We start from the raw sequence: 21,400 nt of genomic DNA, 5'->3' as shown, positions 1-21,400 counted from the left end.
CTGCGCGTTAGCTAACAGGAGACTCGGCATGGTTCGCGCCATCATGATTCAGGGCACAGGCAGCAATGTTGGAAAATCGGTTCTGGTGGCCGGATTGGCACGCGCCTATACGCGCCGAGGCCTGCGGGTTGCCCCGTTCAAACCGCAGAACATGTCGAATAACGCCGCAGTAACCGAAAATGGTGGCGAGATCGGGCGCGCGCAAGCCCTACAAGCGTTGGCGGCACGACGCGCCACACATACGGATATGAACCCAATCCTTTTGAAGCCTGAAACAGATACAGGCGCGCAGATCGTCATTCAGGGCAAACGCGCCGGAACGATGCAGGCTGGCGATTACCGCAAGGATAAATCCAAGCTGATGACAGCCGCGCGCCAGAGTTTTGACCGGCTCTGCACCGACGCTGATCTGGTGTTGGTTGAAGGGGCCGGAAGCCCGGCCGAGACCAACCTGCGTCAGTGTGATATTGCCAATATGGGCTTCGCCTGCGCCGCGGGTGTGCCGGTCGTACTTGTCGGCGATATTCACCGAGGTGGGGTAATTGCTCAGATCGTCGGGACTCAGGCCGTGCTGGATGCTGGCGATCTGGCAATGATCCGAGGCTTTGCCATCAATCGCTTTAAGGGCGATGTATCCCTATTCGACGAAGGTCGCGATGACATCGCCGCTCGAACAGGCTGGGCCTGTATCGGTGTTGTGCCCTGGTTCGACGATGCATGGAAACTGCCAGCCGAAGATATGATGGATATCCGGTCCCACAGTGGCGGTTCCTGTAAGGTTGCAGTACCTCAGTTGGAACGGATGGCCAATTTTGATGATCTTGATCCGCTATCGGCAGAGCCTGGCATCACGGTCGAGATCGTGCCCGCTGGCCGCGCGCTGCCCGGCGATGCGGATTTGGTCCTGCTTCCCGGAAGCAAATCAACCATTGGCGATTTGGCTTATTTTCGTGCGCAGGGCTGGGATATCGACCTTTATGCCCATGTGCGACGTGGCGGTCACGTGTTGGGATTATGCGGTGGCTACCAAATGCTAGGTAACACCATTGCTGATCCCGATGGTGTGGACGGGCGGCCAGGTACAGTCGATGGATTGGGGCTGTTGGATGTGGATACCGTTATGGTCGGCGAGAAAAAGGTGACCCTGCGGACTGCACGCGCCCTGCCGGGGCACCAACCGCTAACCGGATATGAGATCCATATGGGCCGCACCGAAGGCAACGATTGCACCCGCGCTTGGCTGGAGGTCGAGGGCCGCCCGGAGGGCGCAGCTGATCGGACTGGCCGGATACGCGGAAGCTACCTACACGGTATATTCTCATCCGATCAATTTCGGGCCGACTACCTACAGCTTTTGGGAGTCTCTTCCACCCTGCACTATGAGGACGGTGTCGAAGATACGCTTGATCGTCTGGCCGACCATCTGGAACGACATATGGATCTGGACCGCTTGCTGGAACTGGCTGAAACGCCGATTAAAGGCTGACTTTCACTCGGCTTTTTGCTCGGCCAACGCACGGTAGATTTCGCGGCGAACCATTTTTCGAACGTTCCGCGTAATGCGTTCACCCAGTACGCCCTGCAGTTCTTCACGAACAACCTGCGCAATCAAAGAGCGCAAGCCATCGTCATCAAGCCGGGACATGGCAGCATCTGCTTCTGAACCTGTTGTATCCGCGGCAGCCGATACCTCTGGGTCCCGTACAAACACTGCCTTTTCAACAGTCTCAGTCTCTGCATCTGGGGCTTCGTCTTGGGGTTGCCATTCCAACGGTTGATTTGGTGTTCCGGAATAGGCATCTACGCTGTCTCCGTCCGGCTCCCACTGATCTTCGGTCCGGGCGATCGCGGCTTCCAGCGCCTCAATTTTGGCACTTAGACTTTTGGCTATGCCCTCTTCCGCAACTGGATCAGGTGAATGTTCTGTAGCCGACTCCGCTTCATCACCCGCAACAACATCGCAGGCGCGCAGAAGCATCGGTTTCACCGATTTTTCAGCGCTGTACTCAGCATCCAGCTTTAAAGGCTGCGTCTCGACACCTGTTTGCTCGCCAACCCTGAGCGCATCAGTCAGAACAAGCCGCCCTGGCTTTCGCTCTGACTTGGAACGCACCAGATCGGGAACTTTTCGACCTTCTTCGCTGACCAGCCGCTTGACCGATGACAGTACGTCTTCGATCCCGGAGTTCACGACATTGTCTGTCATTGTTTTCTACCGCTCTAACCTCAGGTCCGAGTGTAGCCAAACAATGCAGACCTCACAACAGGCAGTATTGGGTGTTTAGTCCCGACGCAGTGCTTTCAGGACCCGATCCAGATCTTTGCTCTGCTTGCTGACCTGCGCGGGGGCTTTCTTCACCAGATTATAGTAAAGGGTCGGATCGTAAATCTGAACCGCCAGACCCAGACGCTCGGCCGTGAGCAAACCTTGGGCCTGCAGCAACTGATAAGCCGCCAGAGATCGCTCGGTTCTGGAAGCAATTTCGGCAAGCTGCGCGTCCAGCAAATCCTGCTGAGCAGCCAGCACGTCCAGAGTGGTCCGCGCACCCAAAGTTGCCTCTTCGCGGATACCGTCAAACGCAACTTCCGAGGCGCGCACACGTTCCGAAGAGGCCCTCAGGCTTGCGCTTGCAGTTTGAAACCGGACATAGGCATCAGACACGCCCTGCGTAATGTTCTTTTGAACATTCAGCAGATTGGCACGCGACGCGTCCCGCGATGCCATTGCGCGGCGCACGCTTGCCGCGAGTCGACCACCCGCATAGATCGGCTGGCTGAAGTTCAGCGAGATACTCGCATCATTCACATAATCGTCGTCATCATAGCTCTCGGTGACGCCCGCATCAGCGTTCAGGCTGACATTCGGACCCAGGCCCGCGCGCTGCTGCTGAACGACCAGATCAAAAGCCCGCACTTGGTGCTGTGCGGACAGAATGGACGGGTGATTGCGTTGTGCCAGGCTGACAGCCTCGGCCTCGGAGCGGGGCAAGTTTGGCAGGCTGGGCTGACCAGCAGTACGGCCCGGCAGTTTGCCGACTGCGTTCACATATTCCGCCTGAGCAGTGCTCAGATCGCCGCGCGCATTCGCCAGATCGGCCTGCGAGCTTGCAAGCTGAGCCTGAGACAATGCGACGTCTGTGCGGGTAACTTCCCCAACTTCGAAACGATCCTGCGAGGCGCGAAGCTCTTCTGCGGACAGTTCAACGTTGTTTTGACGAATCGATACGGTCTCTTCCTGCAGCAGAACACTCAGGTAAGCGGTCGCTGCGCGGAACAGGACCTGCTGTTCGATATCGATCAGCGCCTGCCGGGTCGACAGCACCGTTTCCTGCGCTGATTGCTTGCCTAGAATCGAGGCTCCGCCATCATACAACAGCTGGCTCAGCGTCAGGCCCGAGAAGAAGTTCGAAGGATCAACACTGTTCGTAACACCACTGTTTCTGCTGCGCGTATAGTCTTGGCTAACCGCGACGGTCCAGTTGATAATAGGGCGCAAAGCCGATAGCGCGATCGCCACATCCTCGTCCGCAGCCCGCAGCAACGCCCGGTTCTGTTCCAGCAAACCACTAGTATTATATGCTCCGATGAACGCGTCGGTCAGGTTGTCGGCCCAAACCGCCCGTCCAGGCAACGTGCCCAAAGCAATACCTGCAGTCACTGCCAGAGTCCTGACCAGCTTTCCTCCTGCTGCAAAACGCATGGCGAAATCCTCTCAAATCAAAATAACGCAGCCCTCAGGCCAGTTTGCGTCTTTGTGTTGAACTAATCAAGGCAGCAGATATATCTGCCCGCCGACTATAGCGAAAATGCACTCTCGGCCGAGAAAGCCTTCAGAACTGGTGCACTTGCGTTGAATGCCTGGCGCCAGGTAACGCGATCGCCTGATTTGTGGCCTATACGGACGGTCCCAAGATCACCTTCCATGAACAGGCAGGCGATACGCCCATGATCCTTAAGCTGGTCAATCAATGCAGACGGAACATCTTCTACACCGCCCTGGATCATGACCACGTCATAAGGCCCATGCTCGGCAGCGCCCTCATCCAGCGGCCCCACGTGAACAACCACATTATCCGCGTCAGCCTCCATCAGCAGCGTTTGCGCTTCGGCAGCTAGCGCTTCATCCGCTTCCACCGCTACGACCAACTGCGCCATACGGGCTGCAACAGCCGTCGAATATCCCAGCGCCGGAGCAATATCCAGAACAACCTCATCATTGGTAATGTTCAGCACATCCAACATCTTGGCCAGTGTTCTCGGTTCCAGAATGCAGCGTCCAGCCTCAAGTTCTATCATACCCTCGACATAGGCGGCTTCGCGTTGCGCGTCTGGCACAAAATTCTCGCGCTTGACGGACAGCATGGCATCAATGATCGGGAACTTGGTAACGTCCGAAGGCCGGACCTGCGTATCGACCATGGTGCGGCGGCGGGCTGCGAAATCTGTCATTGGATCGCTCATTCATTTCCCAAGGTTGATGGGCTTGTGCCACATCCCGGGCAAACCAGCAACGGCCCGCAAGCGGAAACTTTCGTCTGTCGTGAAGATTTTAGAGTGATCAGAATGGGTGATCCAATTTTCAGTACCTCAAATTTAGACCGAACCCACTGGACGCCCCGGATTAAAGCTGCTAAAACGCCTGTCACACCACGGCAAGTATTTGATATTACTTGAAAAGGCGAGTTGGCGGAGTGGTGACGCAGCGGATTGCAAATCCGCGTACACCGGTTCGATTCCGGTACTCGCCTCCATTTAATTTCAGGTACTTAGCCGAATTCCAGAAGCTATACGCGAATTTCAAACACGGATATTTGAAACAACAGCGCTGAGCCACCCCTGTGGCTAGTATCCTCAACGCAAGCGCGTTGGCGAAAAAATCGAGGCGACTGCCTTATCTTGAGAGGACAATCAAGAAACCAAGACACAGACTTCTTAAGCAGTTTCTCAGCATCGCTGCCGTTGAGCGAGAGACAGTCTAATGTCAGGTATGCGGACGAAGTAGTCATCAGAAGCTGTGGCTAGTATTCACGAGACCCTGGAATGCTCCCGCATGCGAGTATCAAGTTCGATATCTCAATGATGATTGGCATCTAACTAACGCCTTTACGTGATTGAGCCAAATCAATGCATCAAAGCACCAAACCGGTAGCATGAGATGGCTTGGGAGGGTGATACATGATTGCGATCGAAGATATTGAAGACATGTCTGCGCTGACGCGGGTCGAGATTGAAGCGCTAGCTGAACATGAGCATATCACAAAATACGATGCTGCTCTTATGGGCGAATACTTGATGCATACGCATCACGGGCCCCAGAAGGTGCATGAGATGATTTGCGACGATATTCGCGCCGCGTTGCACAGAGATGACTTGCAGCATGCAACAGAGCTCTTTGCGGTTCTGCGCGGTTTTCTGGCCGAAAATCCCGAAGCCGCCCGAGGCGTCCGCAGATAGGCCAGACAATGGTCAAATGCGCGTGTGCCGGCACTGTTAGCTGCCGTTCTCGGCACTCTGTTTTAGCGACCGCTAAGCGGGACTTTTCAGACTTTCGTTGTTGCAGTTTCAACGGTCGTTTCCGGCACAAACTAGACTGCCATGCTTACTAAGGCGAAGGATTGGAAAGAACTCTTGGTTTCAGATGCAAATTCAACAACCGTGGGACGTTTAGGTGGGAAGCAGACAATTGGTGTTGGCGAAAGCATGATGAGTTCATGGTTTGAAGGCCGACGCCGCCATCCTCTTAGTCTGAACTTGTATTCATCGCTCTCTGGCTTGGTTTTAGCGCGAAAAAATGCGACGGTTCTTACTACTAAATATCCTAAATGCTCGCGTCAAAGCCACGTAAACCGGGAATCTGTCAGCCATTCTATATTTGTGATTGCCAGTCGAAGACGGCAATGTATAGACGTCGTGAACAAAATGCCTGCAATTGGCAGATAAACCATAAAAAACAAGGGCATTCTCCTCGAAAACATCACCCTAGGCGATGTTTGTAAAGCCGAACTCTGGTCAATGGTAGTCAAAAATCGCATTGTTAATCCCAGAGCTTAAATCGGGAGAGTTGATAAGTGGAGACGGAAGTAGGCCCGGTTCACGCGTTCCTTGAGACGACGGTCAAGTCATTTAAGCAATCATTGGGTTATTTGGATATGGGCTCAGTGGTTTGGTCGTTGATCGGCATTGCTTTGGTCTTCTTGATACGCAAACCATTATCCGCGTTAAGTTTGGTAGGTTTCAAAGCACTTCTGGCCCGGTTTGGAGTAAATCTTTCGGACGATGTGGAGGCACAACTAAAATCCGCCGCCGAAATTCTGTTCGTTACTCTTGCGGTTTACGTAGCTATCCGCCTAGCCTTTCCCACCGATGAAACGGGGCTCTTTCTAACCAGGGTTTTGAGCTCAGTTGCCATTGTTACTGTCTTTGGCGCTTGGTACCGCCTCAGCGGCCCTTTTGCGTCGTTATTGCGCGATGACACCTCCAGTCTGGTTGCCAGCGAAACAGATTGGGTTGAAAGAGTAACTCAATTTGCAGTCATATTGTTTGGCCTGACATCGCTTCTGAAAGTCTGGCAGATTGATATCTCAGGAGCGCTCACCGGTGTTGGCGTTCTGGGCGCTGGACTGGCCATTGCAACGCAGGATTTGCTCCGCAACCTTGTCGCAGGCATGACGAATATCAGCGAGAAACGTTTTGAGACGGGCGATGCTATTCAGGTGGAGGGGCAGTTTGTTGGCACTGTAAGAAGGATTGATTTACGCTCAACACTGGTTGTGGGCTTTGATCAAATCCCGCGACATATCCCCAACTCTGATTTGTCGAACTCAATTGTTCTGAACTACTCTGCGCTGAAACACAGGCGTATCATGCTGAAAGTGCCCCTTCAGCTGTCTGCCACCCAGTCGCAGATTGAGGCAGTGCGGGATGGGATACGACATCATCACCGGACGTCTGGGGACTTTGAACTTGGGGATGATGCGCCCAAGCATATCTTTGTCAGCGATTTCGGGCCGAGCTCAATTGATATCCTGATTTACGTTTTGACACGGGGACCAAACTATCAAGAGTATCTGCAAGTCACTGAACGCTTAACGTTAGCGATTCTAAGCATAACTCGCAATGCGGGCACGACACTCGCCTATCCTACCCAAACAGTGAAAATAGACGCCAGCATGGAAAGCCAAGGGCTACAGGACAACACATTTGATCCCAATTCCTAGAGCTGGCGTCTTTGGTTGACGGCTTGCAAAACCAGTCAGTAAAACGGGCTTGAACCTAGGTTGTTTTCATTTTGTCGTATGCGGCTTTCATTTTTAGCCCCAACTGGCGGGCAGATTCACCTACTTCTTCCGCTGACTTGTCAAACTCTGATCGAGATAGAAACTTGTCCCACTCGGCCTGAAGTTCTTCCCATTCGTCTTCGGCTTCTTTCGAAGCAAGATGAAGCTGCAGTTTGAGCTCATCGCGGCGTTGTTTAAGCTCTTTCACAATCTCGGTTACGTCGATCATTCGTTTGTCCCTTCGTTAATTAAATCCATGTGCGACGTTGTCCGCAAAACCTATAGAAGTCAAACAACTGCGGCCCCTCCTTGTGGCAATGAAGGCTTGCAGCGACGTGAGTCACGTCGGGCAATCTTGCCTTCGCCGCGAAAAGCCACCTGCACCGTTTACACTACTTTATGTTCTGCCACGCACCCACGACCATGTGAGCGACGGCTGAATACAAACGACACGCACACTTTTTTGGGAATGAGGGGCCTGGGAGCCTTTTTAGTTGGTCCTTTGAAACATGGGTAGTACAGTGTAAAGTAGTGTAATTACCGGTCAAACGATACGGCAACGACTTCAGAAGACGAGGCATATCGGATGACCAACGAAAAAATTATGGGCAAAAATACATCAAACACGTCGGCTGTTCCTACATGGTTTTTGACCATCGTCTCATTTCCCATCATAGTTGGATTGCTTTGGTTTGGCCGCGATTTCCTGATCCCACTCGCTTTGGCCACATTGCTTTTTATCCTCAATATCGCGCTGATCGAACGTTTGAACTCTGCAACATTTTTCGGGCGGGATATACCTCGCTGGGCGGCCTACATTGGGGTGACGGCCGGTTTGTTCCTTTTGCTTGTGGGTTTTGGTTACGTTTTATCAAACCAAGCTGCGGCGGTCGCAGATGCCGGACCCAGATACACAGAGCGCTTGCAGTCGCTGGAAACTCAATTTGACGCTTTCGTTGGAGCAGAACGAGCCGCCGCGATCGAAAAATCCATTCTGTCTATCGACATCGAAAGTTGGCTAACAGGATTTGCGGCGTCAACTGCTGGCGCAATTGGGAATATTGGGCTGATCCTGCTCTACGTCGCATTTATGTTGGGTGACCGAGGCGCGTTCGCTGAAAAACTTCCAAGGCTTTGTGCAACGCCGGATAGTGCCAGGCAGGTCGAAAATATCCTAAGGTCGATTTCAATCGGCGTCCGACAATATATGTGGATTAATGCATCCACCAGCGCGATGAGCGGTACACTGGCTTTTATCGTTATGACGGTTTTGGGAGTCGATTTCGCGCTTCCGTTAGCTCTATTGGTTTTTTTCCTCAACTTCATTCCCAGCATTGGTTCATTCCTCGCCGTATTATTCCCGACGACGGTGGCTCTTCTTCAGTTTGAATCTATCGTACCGGCTTTGACCGTTGTTGCAGTATACGGCGGCGGTGACGCTATTATTGGAAACATCGTGCAACCAAAGCTACAGGGAAAATCCCTTAACTTGAGCACCTTCGTTGTCATGGTGGCGCTCACCTTCTGGAGCCTTATGTGGGGTGGAATTGGAGCATTTATCGCCGTGCCACTGACAGTCGTCATTATGATTGTCTGTTCGGAAATTCCGGGCTTGCAACCCTTTGCCAGATTGCTCTCAAGCGACGGTGTGTTGCCAAAGGAACAAAATGTGAAAGTCGATGATACACCGCATTCTGTCGCACGGCCGTCGAGCCGCAAAAGCGTAAGCTCTGATGCTGGTACGAGACAGCCCCATTCTGAAACAGAAGAAGAGCTTGCGTTGATGAAACAAGAGTTGCTCGAGCGGAAAGAAGCCAGACAACGCAAGTCTGAACCGTCACCCGGCGCCAATCCCAAAACAGATACGAGCTGATTTAGCCTGTCCCCAAGAAGGAAAAATTACAGACATTCCGCCGCTGAAAAGCTTTCGCGTGTCAGCCCTTCTTTTTCAATGCGGCCGTCAAGACCGGCACCAAAAGCGCTGCAGCGGAACCAAGCGGATTAGATCCCAGTCCTTTGATTGCATTAACCGTCTGGCGTGCTTCCAGTGTCATTCCTTCGAGTTCTGCTTCGAGATCGGTTATTGCCATATCCCGCACTTCGATCGCTGGCGCGATCTCGTCATCCACACTCATGCGTCCGGCCACTGATGCAAGCAACCCGGCGAGTGCAAGATTGACGACAGCAAGCGTGCCAGCAGCAACTGCTGGGGAAAGCCACTTGGTAAGGACAAAGTAGAACGTGATATTCAATAAGATAAGTCCAGCTAGTGCCGCCAATCCAGCAAGCGCCATCAAGACCGTTTGTTGTTGGACTACTGCGATACGACGGCGTGTTATCAGCCGTTCTGTGCGATAGATTGTGGTTAGATTTCTGCTAATTCTATTCATGCATTCTATCCTACTTAAACGTCCGGCCAGCAACAAACCCAAGGACGAAGATGCTCAGGAGGACCGCTATTGGATACTCCTTTTGAAGCTTTGTGAATTCATCCGTCAACTGCGTGCGCAAGGCATCAATATTTTCACCATCGATGCCGTGCTCGTCCAGAAGCTGTTTCAGATCACTGATCGCATCTGTTTCGCCCGGAGGATCATCCGCCACATCCATCGTGGGTGAATCGCTGGTCTCCGAACGTAACGTTTCGTTTTGTGCACGCAGGCGCTCAAGCTCCGCTTCCAACTCCATTTTGGTTGCCATGACGAAGAACTCCCACGATGAATTTCAAACTTTTCTGCGTTTCTTATCGGCGCCGACCAAACTTGAAGATCAAATCGCCAGTTGCGACAACACTGGCTGTCAGCACCTAGTAACCACAATCCGAGGCACACTGCGCTACGTCAAGTATCCAAAACCGAGGCCCCGCTTGGATGCTGTGTTCTGGTGGATTGGTGGACTGCTCCAGAATCCATAATGCAGCTTGTACAGGCGACAGCGTTCGCCCGTACAAGCTGTGTTTATTCGAGCAATCAGGCCTCAATCTTGGCCGCTGCCTTGCGCAAAGAGGCTGCGAGTTTGTTTTTGCGCTCTTGCCAATCTGCCTTGATCTCAGCTTTGCGTTTTTCAAACTTGGCCTTCGTTGTATCAGAGGCTCGTTCAATCTGCTCTTCGATGGCTTCGAGCCGGGCTTCAAACTCCTGATCGAGCTCTTCCATGCGAGTGTCGATCTTTTCACCACTTTCTTTCATTTTGGACTTAATGCCGTCCATCTTTTCTTTGAAAGCAGCTTTTCTTTCGTCACTTGCGGCCTGCCATTCTTCCTCCATCGCGTCCCATTCGCGATCCAGTGCGTCCATTTCCGCTGCCATTTCGTCGTCAACTGCATCAGCTCGCAACTTTCGGAAAACAGTTCCACCAAACTCGCTCATCTTTGTGTCCATCGGCGTAGTCCAAACTTCGTCAACTGAAGCGACAACACAGGATTTTCCTGGTAGAAGTTCTGTGCTGATATTGTCCAGCATTACGGCGTCCATCCCCGAAACCCAAAGATCCCGGTATGCACCAAAGAGCCCGCCAGTCATGCCGCCAACAGCCATGCCACTCGCGGCGGCTGATGCTGCTGCCGCAGAACCGGCAAGTGCGGCGCCCGATGCAACTGCCACAGGACCAGCCAAAACCCCGACCATAGCTCCCAACATTAATCCAAATGCAGTCCCGATTGGGCCTTCATCTGCGCTCGATTTCAGTTCAACTTCTCCGTCTGCATCTTTTGTGATCACACCCGCTGCAAAGACAGCAAGCTCTCCGTTTTGATGAAGAGCACGCATTGCCTCTGCACCTTTAAAGGCGGCTTCCTCGGTGTCAAAGACAACCGCTACAAATTTGTCCAACTTAGTTCTCCATTTATTTTTCTGATTGAGGATTAGGTGTCATTTGAACTGCATATTAACGGCAAAGTAGATTTGCTGTTTCGGCAGCCCGCTACCGCTATCGCTCACCGACCACTGCGGTTCGACGAACACGTTGTAAACGGTCTTGTTCTTCTTGAAGACTTTGCCCAAGCGAATGCCCACCGGGACAGAATAGTTATCGTTTTTGAAGTTGTAGGACCAGATAGGCGCACCGCCCGTGTACCAGCCGTCACCAAGCTGGTAAAAGACGAATGGTTGAAATGCGCCGAGACTGACGCGCTCGCGACCATTTGTGTCACCCACTCCACCGCGCCATGTCAAAAGGTAGCCATATTGCACCTTTGCCGAACGAGCGTTGAAATAAACATTCGCGAGACCGAGCTGCCATTGTTCCGATCCCAGACGGTCTTCGGTTGCAGTAGGAGCAACGACCTGTGGACCTATAGCAAAGCTGACAGCGGGATCACCAGTGTTGATTTGATATGCAGCAAAAATATCGAAGTCACCGATCCCGCTTTCCGTCGATCCGCCATCACCAACAGGGAAACTATTGAAGGGGAGCGATGCTCGGACCAGCCAGTTGCTATTACCGATTTGAACTGGCTTGGCGTATCTCAAGACAAACTGGTTTGCATCGAAATCCCCCGGTCCGGTCAATTCGTTGATATAGTAATTCTGGATGTTAAAAGCAGTGATGTCGGCCAGTGGGTTGTTCGCCTGAGCTGCATCTGAAGCGGCATCTGATTGTGCTTGGGCCTGCGTGTTGAACAGGCATACAGACACTGCACAAACCAAGGACAAAATATGGAACATCTTCATGGTCAGTCTCCAAAGGGAACGAGAATCTATTGTCATCCGAGTATTCCAATCATTGTGGCATCACCTCGGGCAGTGGCACGCCGGTGGTCCCCGAAGGAGGTTTGGTGCCTAGATAAGCCGCTAGCGTTGGCGCGACATCAACCGTCTCGACGCGGCGTACAATTGTCCCCGGCGTAATGCCTGGGCCGGAAAATATCAGGGGGACGTGGGTGTCATAGGCCCAAGGTGAGCCATGTGCCGACGCAACCGTTAATCCGTCGAAATCGGCGACAAACCAGTGTGGTTCAAACACTACATAGATGTCACCGGACCTGTCAGGATGAAAGTTCGCCAAAACAGCTTCTGTGATCTTGGTGCGCGGGACTGATCCGCTGCGCAATGCAGAGCTGCCGACCGCATAGGCAATTCCGGGTAACTTCTGAAGCTCCTCGGCAATCGCCAGTTCAACGGCAGTTGGATCAAGCCCCCTTTGGCCAATCAATTCCTGATTCAGATAAAGATAGGGATTTGAAAAATTCTGGATGAGATCGCGGGAAGCTCCGAAATCCAGCTGCAAGCGTACAAACCCCGGTTCGGTGTCCACACGCTGAAAGTCAAACAACCCGGCCTCGATACCGACTGTCGCGAGATAATCCGGGTGTTCGGGTGCGCCGTGATCCGCCGACAAGACAATCAGGGTTTTGTCCAGCCCAACTGTGTTATCCACATGCGCCAACAGATCGGAAATGCTTCGGTCCAGACGGGCAAAGTTGTCCTCCGCTTCCAGACTGGAAGGACCAAAAACATGACCAACATAGTCCGTCGAGGAAAGACTGATCGACAAATAGTCCGTCACACTGTCTGTTCCGATCTGTTCGGCATCCATCAGCGTTTTTGCGAAGTCGACCGTGATCTCGTCCCCTGCCGGGCTGAGAGTTAGGAATGTAGTGAAATACTTGTTATCGTCAGGGCCCCAGTTATGGGGAAATGTGCGACCAAAACCCGGCAATTCGGTTTCCCATGCTTGATCGTCGTGATCAGCAAAAGCGTAAAGCTCACGATCCCGCAACAGGGTCCAGTCCTGATTTGCGTACAACGCCACTTTGCCTTGCGCCTCCCAGTCCGCGATCCAAGCCGGATAGTCGTCGCGATAAAACGTGCTGGTGACAAATCTGCCTTCGGCTTTCGAAAACCAATAAGCCTGCCCTGCGTAACCCGCCATTGCAATGGCACCGCGATCCTTGACCGACACGCCAAAGATTTTGGAAGCCGGACCAAAATGAATGGCAATTTCGTCAGATATCGTTGAACTGATGATATTGCGCGGAGACCGCCCGTCAGTTGTCGCAGCGCGTTGCGTCGGGTCAATCTCATTAGCTGCATCGATCCCTGCTGCCCCTACAAGTGGATACTCGATGTCTTGAACATTGTAGAACGGGGTGCCTGTTTTTCGATCGAACCACAGGTTGGCAACCATGCCGTGGATTGCCGGGTCCGTGCCAGTGGACAATGTTGTATGACCGACAATGGTTTCGGTGTTAGCATGGCGATGATGGGCATTTGAAAAAATGACCCCGTTTTGCATCAGATATCGAAACCCGCCTTCGCCAACATGTGTCCGATATCTGTCAATCAGGTCACCGCGCAACTGATCTACCGTTATCTGGAGCACCAGCTGGGGTTTTTCTGTGGCAGTTGCCGAAGTTGCGAACGAGAACACAATGCCAACGGCAATTGTGCCCCCGACAGCAAGTTTTGAAAAGATGCCGACCATGCTTTCCCCTTGAAAAAAGAGCTGCGTTTTAGAGCGGGATTTTAAAGACATTAAGTTGCCCCACGGATGCTTAAGTTGCTCTCGCCGCATTGCTCTTAAGACCGTAGGCAAATCGGACGTATCCGGCGCCCTCGCCAATCAATGAAAATCCGGCCATTAACCCAAGCAGAGCAACACTGATTTCGGGATAATTCATCATGAGATAACCTGAAACCAGAACGGACAGGATTCCGCCGAATATCACCCAGCCAGACCCAGTTTCCGGGCGTGCCGCGATACCCATTGCGATACGGATCAAGCCGCTGACGAAAACGCCAGCAATCAAAATCAGTGTTATGGCCACAAGGCCTTCGAGCGGTCGAAACAAAAGCAATGCACCGGCCATGGTAGTGAACAGCCCCAGTATCAGGTAGATCATCCGGGCATTCCATCCGTCCTTAGTGGTAAACATTTGGACCAGCATCAGGGCGCCACCTGCAACAAAAGAGATGCCTACGATCTGTTCGACAATCACGGAGACTAGGAAAGGAGCAAAGACCGCACTTACCCCACCGATTATCATCAAAATGCCCAAAGCAAGAAACCAACCCCAGCTTGTTTGTACATCTCCAGATGCGCTAATCTTTATATCACTCATTCTCTTGGTCCTTTGATTTCGGTGCGCTTAGTTTTAAACAATAAGCGGAGCCTTTTTGTTTTGGTTGGTCAGAAGGCGACTTGGACCCACCTTCCAACCGATCGCCCGGCATGTTCAGACATGCCGGGCGGTTGTGCTGTAAAGACAACTGCGGTTTGAGGTCCTAGTTTCGTGCGTAGTAAAACCGCGGCAAGCTTTTCAGGTTGTCTTTTGTCGCGTTGGGCAACAGTAGATCGCCATCAGCGTTGATCTCGAAAGCGCCGGCAGGCAACGCAATCAGCTTTTCGCCGATGTTCAGAAAGCCGGCAACATTGACGATCACGAAGGTCGTATCACCATCCGGCAAAACCAGCGCATCATGAACATAGCCCACAAAATCACCGCCAGCATTGTAAACATCGCCGCGCAAAAGCTGGACAACACTCCAGCCGGAAGCAACCACAGCGATGTCCAGATTGTTGTACTCAACAACTACTCCACCCGCCACATGGGGTGCAGACTGTGCGGATGCAGGCATAGGGGCTCCAAATGCGAATGCGCACAAGATCGCCGCGGTTGTCAGAAGCTCTTTCATTTCACTTTTTCCGTTCTCGATTTTTGAACTTTGATTTTCCGGCGGCAAGATGCTCCGGCCGCCGGCCTCTCCAATCAACTTGGTCAGCTTCAGGACAGGGCTGCGCGAAGCTCGTTTTCATCGCTGACAGACAAGGACGTCTCGATGACCTCGCCCTTCATGCCTTCCAATTCGCTCAGCAGTTTCGTCGGCCGGTTCGACCAACCGATCACGGCCAATGCCGACGAGTCAGGCTTCATCTTTGCACCAACACGGGCCGCTAGCGCGTCTTCTTCGTCTGCCTGATCCAGCATTCCTGCCAGCGTCCCGGAACCGGCACCTACAGCCGATCCCGCAACAAAACCTGCAGCCGGGTTACCAGCCATAGCCCCGATCAGGGTACCGGTCAGAGCGCCAAGCGATGTCCCGCCCAGAAAACCCGCTGCGGTCAATGTGTCGGAGTTTCGGGTGCGCACGACCCCGTTTTGATCGCGGGTCATCACAACGACTTCGTCGAGGTCGACTTCCCAGTCCATGCTCATTTTTTGCAGGCGCAAAAGCGCTTCGTCTGCTGTGTGACGACCTTCAAATACGATGACTACTAAATCGCTCATAAGTTCATTCTTCAGATTGAGTTAAGTTTCGCTTCCCGAAGCCGCATGCCAGGCACGCGGCTCCAAGTTGTGTGAGCGCTGGGAAAAGTTCATCTTCACGAGCAAAGCTCCCAGCGGCTCAATGTTTGACCGCGTTATTGCCGAGCACCGGGCATGATGGTTTCCAGGTTTTCCAGACGTTGAAGTGCCTGCACTTTGGTCAGGAAGTCATAGTTGATCCCGGCTGCCGACAAGCTTGAACCTTGCTGGAATGGGTAGCCCTTGAGCGAAAGAAGGAACTCTTTGATTTTCGCTTGGATAGGGACGAAGATCCACATCGTGTTCTCGGCATACCAACGCAGATACATCTCGGATTCATGCACGGCCTTTTCGTACGGGTCGGCCTTTAGATTAACCACGAGAGGCCAAGCAGGGACCTGCCGAACTGCGGTGTTGATTCCGCCTTCAAGTGTTGCAAAGTGCGCCTTGAAGTCCTGAACACGGACGGCGTTCAGATTTGCGCCCTGATCAAAATAGAAGATCGAGTCACGTGGGCTCTCGTCTGTTTCACCAGACAGGTATTCAGTCAGATCATGACCATCCAGATGGACGCGGAAGTCTTTGCCGTTGAACGTTTTTCCCTCTTTGAGGTCCTCAACCAGCGTGGTCTCTCCAATCGCTGTGGCAAAGGTCGGCATCCAGTCTTCATGGCTGACAATCTCGTTAAACTTTTCTCCGGGCTCGATAAGGCCGGGCCACTTCACGATAAGCGGGACGCGGAATCCACCTTCCCAGGTTGTTCCCTTTTCACCGTGGAATGGCGTCGTACCACCATCAGGCCAGGAAATCGTCTCGGCGCCGTTATCGGTCGAGTACATGATAATTGTGTTTTCCGCGATACCAAGCTCATCCAGCAGATCGAGCAGAACGCCCACTTGGTCATCATGCTCAGCCATGCCATCTGGGTAGAGGCCAATGCCTGTGCGCCCTACAGCTTCATCTTTCAGATGGGTCCAGACATGCATTCGCGTTGAATTATGCCATAGGAAAAACGGCTTTTCTTGTTCGTTTGCTCGCTTGATGAAGTCGACGGAAGCCGCAAGAAATTCGTCATCAGCTGTTTCCATACGCTTGCGCGTCATTGGGCCTGTATCTTCGACTTTCCCATCAGCAGTCGACTTGATCACGCCACGTGGACCAAACGTCTCTCTGAACGCAGGGTCTTTGGGATAATAATAGCTTTCGGGTTCTTCCTCGGCATTCAAGTGGTACAGATTGCCAAAGAACTCGTCGAAGCCATGGTTGGTTGGCAGGTGGCGATCCTGGTCGCCAAAGTGGTTCTTGCCGTGTTGAGCAGTCATGTAGCCATGCTCTTTCATCACATCGCCGATTGTCGGGGTCCAATCTGGAATCCCGTGCTCGGATCCGGGCATACCGATCGTCAGAAGTCCTGTACGAAATGGGTGCTGACCGGTCATAAATGCAGCGCGCCCGGCAGTACAAGACTGCTGTGCATAGGCATCTGTGAACATCGCACCTTCACTTGCAATGCGGTCGATATTAGGGGTCTTGTAACCCATGATTCCGTGATTGTAGGCGCTGATGTTGTGAACACCGATGTCATCACCCCAGATTACCAGGATGTTTGGTTTGTCTTGAGCGAACGCCGGGCCCGCGGCAAACAGCACCACAGCTGACATAACCGCCGTCACTGCCGTCTTTGTCGAATTAAGAATAGGTCGCATGTTTCCTCCAAAATTGTCTCGGTAGTCCGCGCCACTCGCACCCAAACTTCGCAACATTTGAGTTGATCGCCTCCAAGAAACACATGAAAAATATGAGATGGAAAAAGTCGCATTGTCGGAAAATGCGAATCTAACCGACAAAAATTCGAAAACTGCCCGTGCAAACCTTTGCTTCGCTTTGGTCATGTCCTGAATGAGAGCTGATGGACCAACTGTCGATCTAACGACAACGCAGCCAAGACCTTGACAACTTGCAGTGTTCTAAGTGCATGGTGTGCACCTCCGACAAACAAGACTATTGAATAGGGCCTCCCATGGCAGAAGAAACCAACGAATTTGCCATCAGAGCGGGTGCGTTTCACGGGCCCGCAGCAATTCTCGCCGGTGATCCGAGACGCTTCGAACGGACACTCCGTTCACTCGATTTACCTACAGATGCGGAACAGATCATCGGGGCGGATGAGTATCTGAGAGGGATAAATGACATTGTTCGCAAGGCAGAAGATAATTACTTTTTTCTCCGAGTTAGCCTTGAACAGGATGTGGGCGAACTGGGCGTTTTTGGCAGAGCAATCGTCTCATCGGATACGCTTTGGGAGGCCTTGCAAACCGCTACGACGGCGCTTCGCTATTTTCAGAACAACTCCGAACTCGTGATCAGAACGTATCGTGGGAAATGCCGTATCTGGTACTTTACGTTGTTGAATTCTCATGATGGCAAGCAGGACATCCAGTATACAATAGGGCTGCTTACAAAAGTTGTCCTGATGGCCCTCGGCGAAGTCGGTCCGCAGATCACGGTGGCTTATCCTGGCGCCTCTTCGGAGCATTTTCAGAATAATTCAGCAGTTGAGTCAGTCAGAGACTCAAATCAGGGCTATATCGAATTTCACGAAGACTTGCTTCGGGCGAAAATGCACCGTTCAGACAGCGTTCGAGCGGATATCCTTTCGCGCTATCTGCGTGGCAAGAAACTTATGCAAGCACCTCAAGTGAACAGGGCAGACCTAGTCGCCGGTTTGATCAAGGCGTCATTTGGCATTGCGCCATGGTCGCTGTCTGACACCGCACAGGTACTTGGAGTAGGCCCTCGGACTCTTCAGATTCAGTTAAAAAATGAAGGTACTGCATTTAGAGATATCCAAAAGATTGAACGCCACAAAGAGGCCTGCCGCTTGCTGACCTCTGGGGCCAGCATTGATGATACGGCAAATGCAATTGGTTTCGAGCATCGGCAGAGTTTTTCGGAAGCGTTCGTTGTCTGGGAAGGCTGTGCGCCTTCGACGTATGCAAAGAGCAAAGTTCTTTCCTAAGACAGCGCTCCCCCAAGCTTCGACGTTCGTTCACGCCTGCGATGCCAGTTCATGATGAACAAAATCCATCCGCCGAAACCCAATACACTTTTCTCGCCCTGTCACGCCTCTGCGTCGGACTTTTTTATTGCAATAAGTCGGCCATTAAACTCAGCACCAATCACAAAGATCACCGCCATCAGATTCATGAATACAAGGGCTGACATTACTCCGGCCAAGCCGGCATAGGTGACGCTGTAAGACGAAAAATTTGCGACATACATCGCAAATACCTTTCCGGCAGAAATCCAGAGTGCCACCGTTAGGACAACCCCCGGATAAACCTGCTTCAGTGTGTGATGGCGACCAGGAAGCCATAAATGACAGGCAAAGACCGAAAAAATCAACAAGCCAAAAGAGACACCCAGCCGTAAGATATCATAGGTTCCCTCGCCTTCCCCGCCGCGGTAAACAGTATCGACATAAATAGGTACCGCAAACGTCAAAACTGCGGCCACGGTCAAGATTGCTGAGCCGCTCAAAACGAATACGACACACAACGCGCGCGATTTCCAAAGGGGCCGCGGATCGTGCTCACGATACGCATCCGTGAGGGCTTGGCGCACTGCATCGACCCCATTAGAGGCGAAGAAAACCGCCAATAGGCCGCCAATGGTCATCGCCTTGACGCTGCTGTCTTGCAACACGGCCCGCACCTCTTTGACGATGGGTTCAGCGATGCTGTCAGGCCATGTCCCATAGATGAACTCAACTATATCCAAAGTCGAAAAATCTACCGACGCCGCCTGTGTCAACGACAGCGCAAAGATTGTAAACGGAAAGAGGGCCAGCATCATGGACATGGCAATATGACTGCTTCTTGACCAGCCGTTCTTTGCATCGAACCAGACCAAAGCCGTCCAGAGTGCCCCCGCCGCTTGCCGTGCCGTCATTTTACGGATCCTCTCAACCTAGACCTTCGGCTTCGACTAGCACGCCGAAAGTCTAGATTGATACAGGCGATTTTCTCACGTCTTTCCGCACCAGCCGAGAATTCGGATTTCGGAAGCTACTCAGGAGTCTATCTTCATGGTAACCCATGACTTGCCGACACAATGAAACATGGACGGGTCTGCTGCCAAAGATCAGGGAAAGGTCACATACTATCGAGTTTCGGCAAAGCCATGTTCAGGGGCTGCCTTGCAGATGGACCTCATCTGTTGTCAATTAGTCCGTGCAAATGGTCGAATACGCAGCCGGAGCCGTTAACAAGGACCGCTTAAACAACCGAAAATTAGGAATATCAATGGGCTCAAATATTATCATACTGGCGCTGATTTTTCTGGAAATTGTTGCCTTCTGGTTCGCCTGGCGCGCCGTCTCGTCTGCCCGAACATCCCAAGGCGCTGTTGGGTGGGTCGTGTTCCTGATCACTGCACCATACCTAGGCGTGCCGCTGTACCTGTTTTTGGGGCACCACAAATTCAAAAACTATTTGATCGCCCGGCGCGATAGCGAAGAAGTCATTGAAGGTCTTCGGACTTACCAAATGGCCAACGCGCCTGTGAAAACACCTGAGCTTTCAGTTCAACCCTTTGAAAAAATATCAGAAATGCCCACGGCTCGTGGTAACAACATGATATTGCTTGTTGATGGGAAAGCCACATTTGACGCAATATTCTGTGCCATTGACGCTGCTGAAACCTATGTCCTCGTTCAGTTCTATATCATTAACGATGACGCGCTGGGACAAGCCCTCCAAGAACACTTGATTGCCGCTGCGGCGCGTGGCGTCGTCGTACGGCTTATGTTTGATGCTGTCGGCAGCGCCAAACTGCCCAGAGCTTACTATCAACGCCTGCTGGAAGCTGGTGTACACGTCGTGGATCCCAAAAAAACACGAGGCCCCAAGAACCGGTTTCACATCAATCTGCGCAATCATCGAAAGACCGTTATCGTTGATGGAAAAGTCGGATTCACCGGCGGCCTGAACGTCGGCGACGAATACATGGGACTTAACCCGAAATTTGGTGATTGGCGCGATACTCACGCCCAGTTGAAGGGCCCAGTTGTGTCTCAACTACAGCTGGTTTTTGGCGAAGACTGGCATTGGGCTACCAATGAGGTGCTTATTAACGATCTGAATTGGGAAGCTCCTCATGCGACCGAAGACATGACGGCAATGATTGTTGCGACCGGCCCCGGTGACGAAATGGAAACTGGCGCGCTCTTCTTCTTCTCGGCCATCACTGCAGCCAAACACAGAGTCTGGATTGCATCGCCATACTTCGTTCCTGATACCGACGTACTGACAGCGATGAAGCATGCTTCACTGCGCGGCGTAGATGTGCGCATTCTTGTGCCCGAGGTAATAGACCACAAGATTCCTTGGCTGGCGGCGTTTGCCTATTTTGATGAGATACGTGAGGCGGGAGTGCAGGTCTGGCGTTACAAACCGGGTTTCATGCATCAGAAAGTGGTTTTGGTGGATGACGACTTTGCCGCCATTGGCACGACAAACCTGGACAATAGGTCGTTTCGGTTGAATTTTGAGGCTATGGCAACTTTCTTTGATTCCCGTCCTGCGGCCGCAACTGCTGCTATGCTTGAGAATGACTTTCATCGAGCTTGGATGCTGAACAAGACCCTTGCCGAACAACCCTTGGGCATCCGTGTAGGTGCCCCGATTGCCCGCCTGTTCGCGCCTGTGCTGTAGCTTTGGCCATTTGTTCGTGAGGTCGAGATTTCGGGCTAAGAATTTTCACTTGGCACACGCGGGCTTAAACTTTCAGTAGGGCCCGACCTAGCCCGCTGTATTCGGGTTGGGAGTTGAAGGAAATGTTCCTTAGGCAACCAAATTTCATCCTGATTACGGAGCAA

At 52.4% G+C, this 21,400-nt stretch carries 20 protein-coding genes and 1 tRNA gene; 7 read left to right on the top strand and 14 right to left on the bottom strand.

Features of this window, described 5'->3' with window-relative positions; genetic code table 11:
* Positions 1–28: 28 nt before the first annotated feature.
* Positions 29–1,486 (top strand): cobyric acid synthase, encoded by a 1,458-nt coding sequence (locus AC2FFF_RS03095; protein ID WP_281971846.1) that lies wholly within the window; start codon positions 29–31, stop codon positions 1,484–1,486.
* Between the two features lie 3 nt (positions 1,487–1,489).
* On the opposite strand, the gene AC2FFF_RS03090 is transcribed toward AC2FFF_RS03095, so the two are convergent.
* The 3 genes from AC2FFF_RS03090 to AC2FFF_RS03080 form a co-directional block, all read right to left on the bottom strand.
* A complete protein-coding gene (locus AC2FFF_RS03090) occupies positions 1,490–2,206 on the bottom strand; it encodes a hypothetical protein (RefSeq protein ID WP_142632918.1) in 717 nt (238 codons plus the stop codon).
* A 75-nt stretch (positions 2,207–2,281) separates the two neighbouring features.
* Positions 2,282–3,700 carry a TolC family outer membrane protein gene (locus AC2FFF_RS03085; RefSeq protein ID WP_281971845.1) on the bottom strand — a complete coding sequence of 473 codons (1,419 nt, stop codon included), beginning with the start codon at positions 3,698–3,700 and terminating at the stop codon, positions 2,282–2,284.
* Between the two features lie 95 nt (positions 3,701–3,795).
* Positions 3,796–4,449: a protein-L-isoaspartate O-methyltransferase family protein gene (locus AC2FFF_RS03080; protein ID WP_496882878.1), complete on the bottom strand. Its 654-nt coding sequence runs from the start codon at positions 4,447–4,449 to the stop codon at positions 3,796–3,798.
* A 228-nt stretch (positions 4,450–4,677) separates the two neighbouring features.
* Between AC2FFF_RS03080 and AC2FFF_RS03075 the strand changes: the two genes are divergently transcribed.
* The 3 genes from AC2FFF_RS03075 (at position 4,678) to AC2FFF_RS03065 (ending at position 7,217) form a co-directional block, all read left to right on the top strand.
* Positions 4,678–4,751 (top strand) — tRNA-Cys (locus AC2FFF_RS03075).
* 424 nt (positions 4,752–5,175) lie between these two features.
* Positions 5,176–5,454 (top strand): hypothetical protein, encoded by a 279-nt coding sequence (locus AC2FFF_RS03070; protein ID WP_281971844.1) that lies wholly within the window; start codon positions 5,176–5,178, stop codon positions 5,452–5,454.
* A 614-nt stretch (positions 5,455–6,068) separates the two neighbouring features.
* Positions 6,069–7,217 (top strand): mechanosensitive ion channel family protein, encoded by a 1,149-nt coding sequence (locus tag AC2FFF_RS03065; protein ID WP_281971843.1) that lies wholly within the window; start codon positions 6,069–6,071, stop codon positions 7,215–7,217.
* 55 nt (positions 7,218–7,272) lie between these two features.
* Here AC2FFF_RS03065 and AC2FFF_RS03060 read toward each other — a convergent pair whose 3' ends face one another.
* Positions 7,273–7,506: a hypothetical protein gene (locus AC2FFF_RS03060; RefSeq protein ID WP_281971842.1), complete on the bottom strand. Its 234-nt coding sequence runs from the start codon at positions 7,504–7,506 to the stop codon at positions 7,273–7,275.
* A gap of 357 nt (positions 7,507–7,863) precedes the next feature.
* Here AC2FFF_RS03060 and AC2FFF_RS03055 point away from each other — a divergent pair, with 357 nt between their 5' ends.
* Positions 7,864–9,150, top strand: coding sequence for an AI-2E family transporter (locus tag AC2FFF_RS03055; protein WP_281971841.1), 1,287 nt, complete (start codon positions 7,864–7,866; stop codon positions 9,148–9,150).
* Between the two features lie 61 nt (positions 9,151–9,211).
* Here the strand turns inward: AC2FFF_RS03055 and AC2FFF_RS03050 are convergent, their stop codons facing one another.
* From AC2FFF_RS03050 to AC2FFF_RS03010, 9 genes are all read right to left on the bottom strand, one after another.
* Positions 9,212–9,667 (bottom strand): hypothetical protein, encoded by a 456-nt coding sequence (locus AC2FFF_RS03050; RefSeq protein WP_281971840.1) that lies wholly within the window; start codon positions 9,665–9,667, stop codon positions 9,212–9,214.
* Positions 9,668–9,677: 10 nt separating this feature from the next.
* Positions 9,678–9,977: a hypothetical protein gene (locus AC2FFF_RS03045; RefSeq protein ID WP_281971839.1), complete on the bottom strand. Its 300-nt coding sequence runs from the start codon at positions 9,975–9,977 to the stop codon at positions 9,678–9,680.
* Between the two features lie 269 nt (positions 9,978–10,246).
* Positions 10,247–11,107 (bottom strand): DUF1269 domain-containing protein, encoded by an 861-nt coding sequence (locus tag AC2FFF_RS03040; RefSeq protein ID WP_281971838.1) that lies wholly within the window; start codon positions 11,105–11,107, stop codon positions 10,247–10,249.
* Between the two features lie 39 nt (positions 11,108–11,146).
* Positions 11,147–11,947 carry a transporter gene (locus tag AC2FFF_RS03035; protein ID WP_281971837.1) on the bottom strand — a complete coding sequence of 267 codons (801 nt, stop codon included), beginning with the start codon at positions 11,945–11,947 and terminating at the stop codon, positions 11,147–11,149.
* A gap of 49 nt (positions 11,948–11,996) precedes the next feature.
* Entirely contained in the window at positions 11,997–13,700 is a 1,704-nt protein-coding gene (locus AC2FFF_RS03030; protein WP_281971836.1) for an alkaline phosphatase family protein, read from the bottom strand.
* A gap of 70 nt (positions 13,701–13,770) precedes the next feature.
* A complete protein-coding gene (locus tag AC2FFF_RS03025; RefSeq protein ID WP_281971835.1) occupies positions 13,771–14,337 on the bottom strand; it encodes an HdeD family acid-resistance protein in 567 nt (188 codons plus the stop codon).
* A gap of 163 nt (positions 14,338–14,500) precedes the next feature.
* Entirely contained in the window at positions 14,501–14,989 is a 489-nt protein-coding gene (locus AC2FFF_RS03020) for a PRC-barrel domain-containing protein (RefSeq protein ID WP_281971834.1), read from the bottom strand.
* Between the two features lie 11 nt (positions 14,990–15,000).
* Positions 15,001–15,504 (bottom strand): DUF1269 domain-containing protein, encoded by a 504-nt coding sequence (locus tag AC2FFF_RS03015; protein WP_281971833.1) that lies wholly within the window; start codon positions 15,502–15,504, stop codon positions 15,001–15,003.
* Between the two features lie 134 nt (positions 15,505–15,638).
* Positions 15,639–17,414, bottom strand: coding sequence for an arylsulfatase (locus AC2FFF_RS03010; protein WP_496882847.1), 1,776 nt, complete (start codon positions 17,412–17,414; stop codon positions 15,639–15,641).
* A 128-nt stretch (positions 17,415–17,542) separates the two neighbouring features.
* Here AC2FFF_RS03010 and AC2FFF_RS03005 point away from each other — a divergent pair, with 128 nt between their 5' ends.
* Entirely contained in the window at positions 17,543–18,541 is a 999-nt protein-coding gene (locus tag AC2FFF_RS03005; RefSeq protein WP_281971831.1) for an AraC family transcriptional regulator, read from the top strand.
* Between the two features lie 101 nt (positions 18,542–18,642).
* Here the strand turns inward: AC2FFF_RS03005 and AC2FFF_RS03000 are convergent, their stop codons facing one another.
* Positions 18,643–19,473, bottom strand: a complete 831-nt coding sequence (locus AC2FFF_RS03000; RefSeq protein ID WP_281971830.1) for a YihY/virulence factor BrkB family protein — start codon at positions 19,471–19,473, stop codon at positions 18,643–18,645.
* Positions 19,474–19,760: 287 nt separating this feature from the next.
* Here AC2FFF_RS03000 and cls point away from each other — a divergent pair, with 287 nt between their 5' ends.
* Complete coding sequence (gene cls, locus AC2FFF_RS02995) at positions 19,761–21,236, top strand: cardiolipin synthase (RefSeq protein ID WP_281972386.1); 1,476 nt, start codon at positions 19,761–19,763, stop codon at positions 21,234–21,236.
* Positions 21,237–21,400 lie beyond the last annotated feature (164 nt).

The organism is Ruegeria sp. YTSA226, from assembly GCF_059609905.1.
This window is presented reverse-complemented; position numbering and strand designations above follow the sequence as displayed.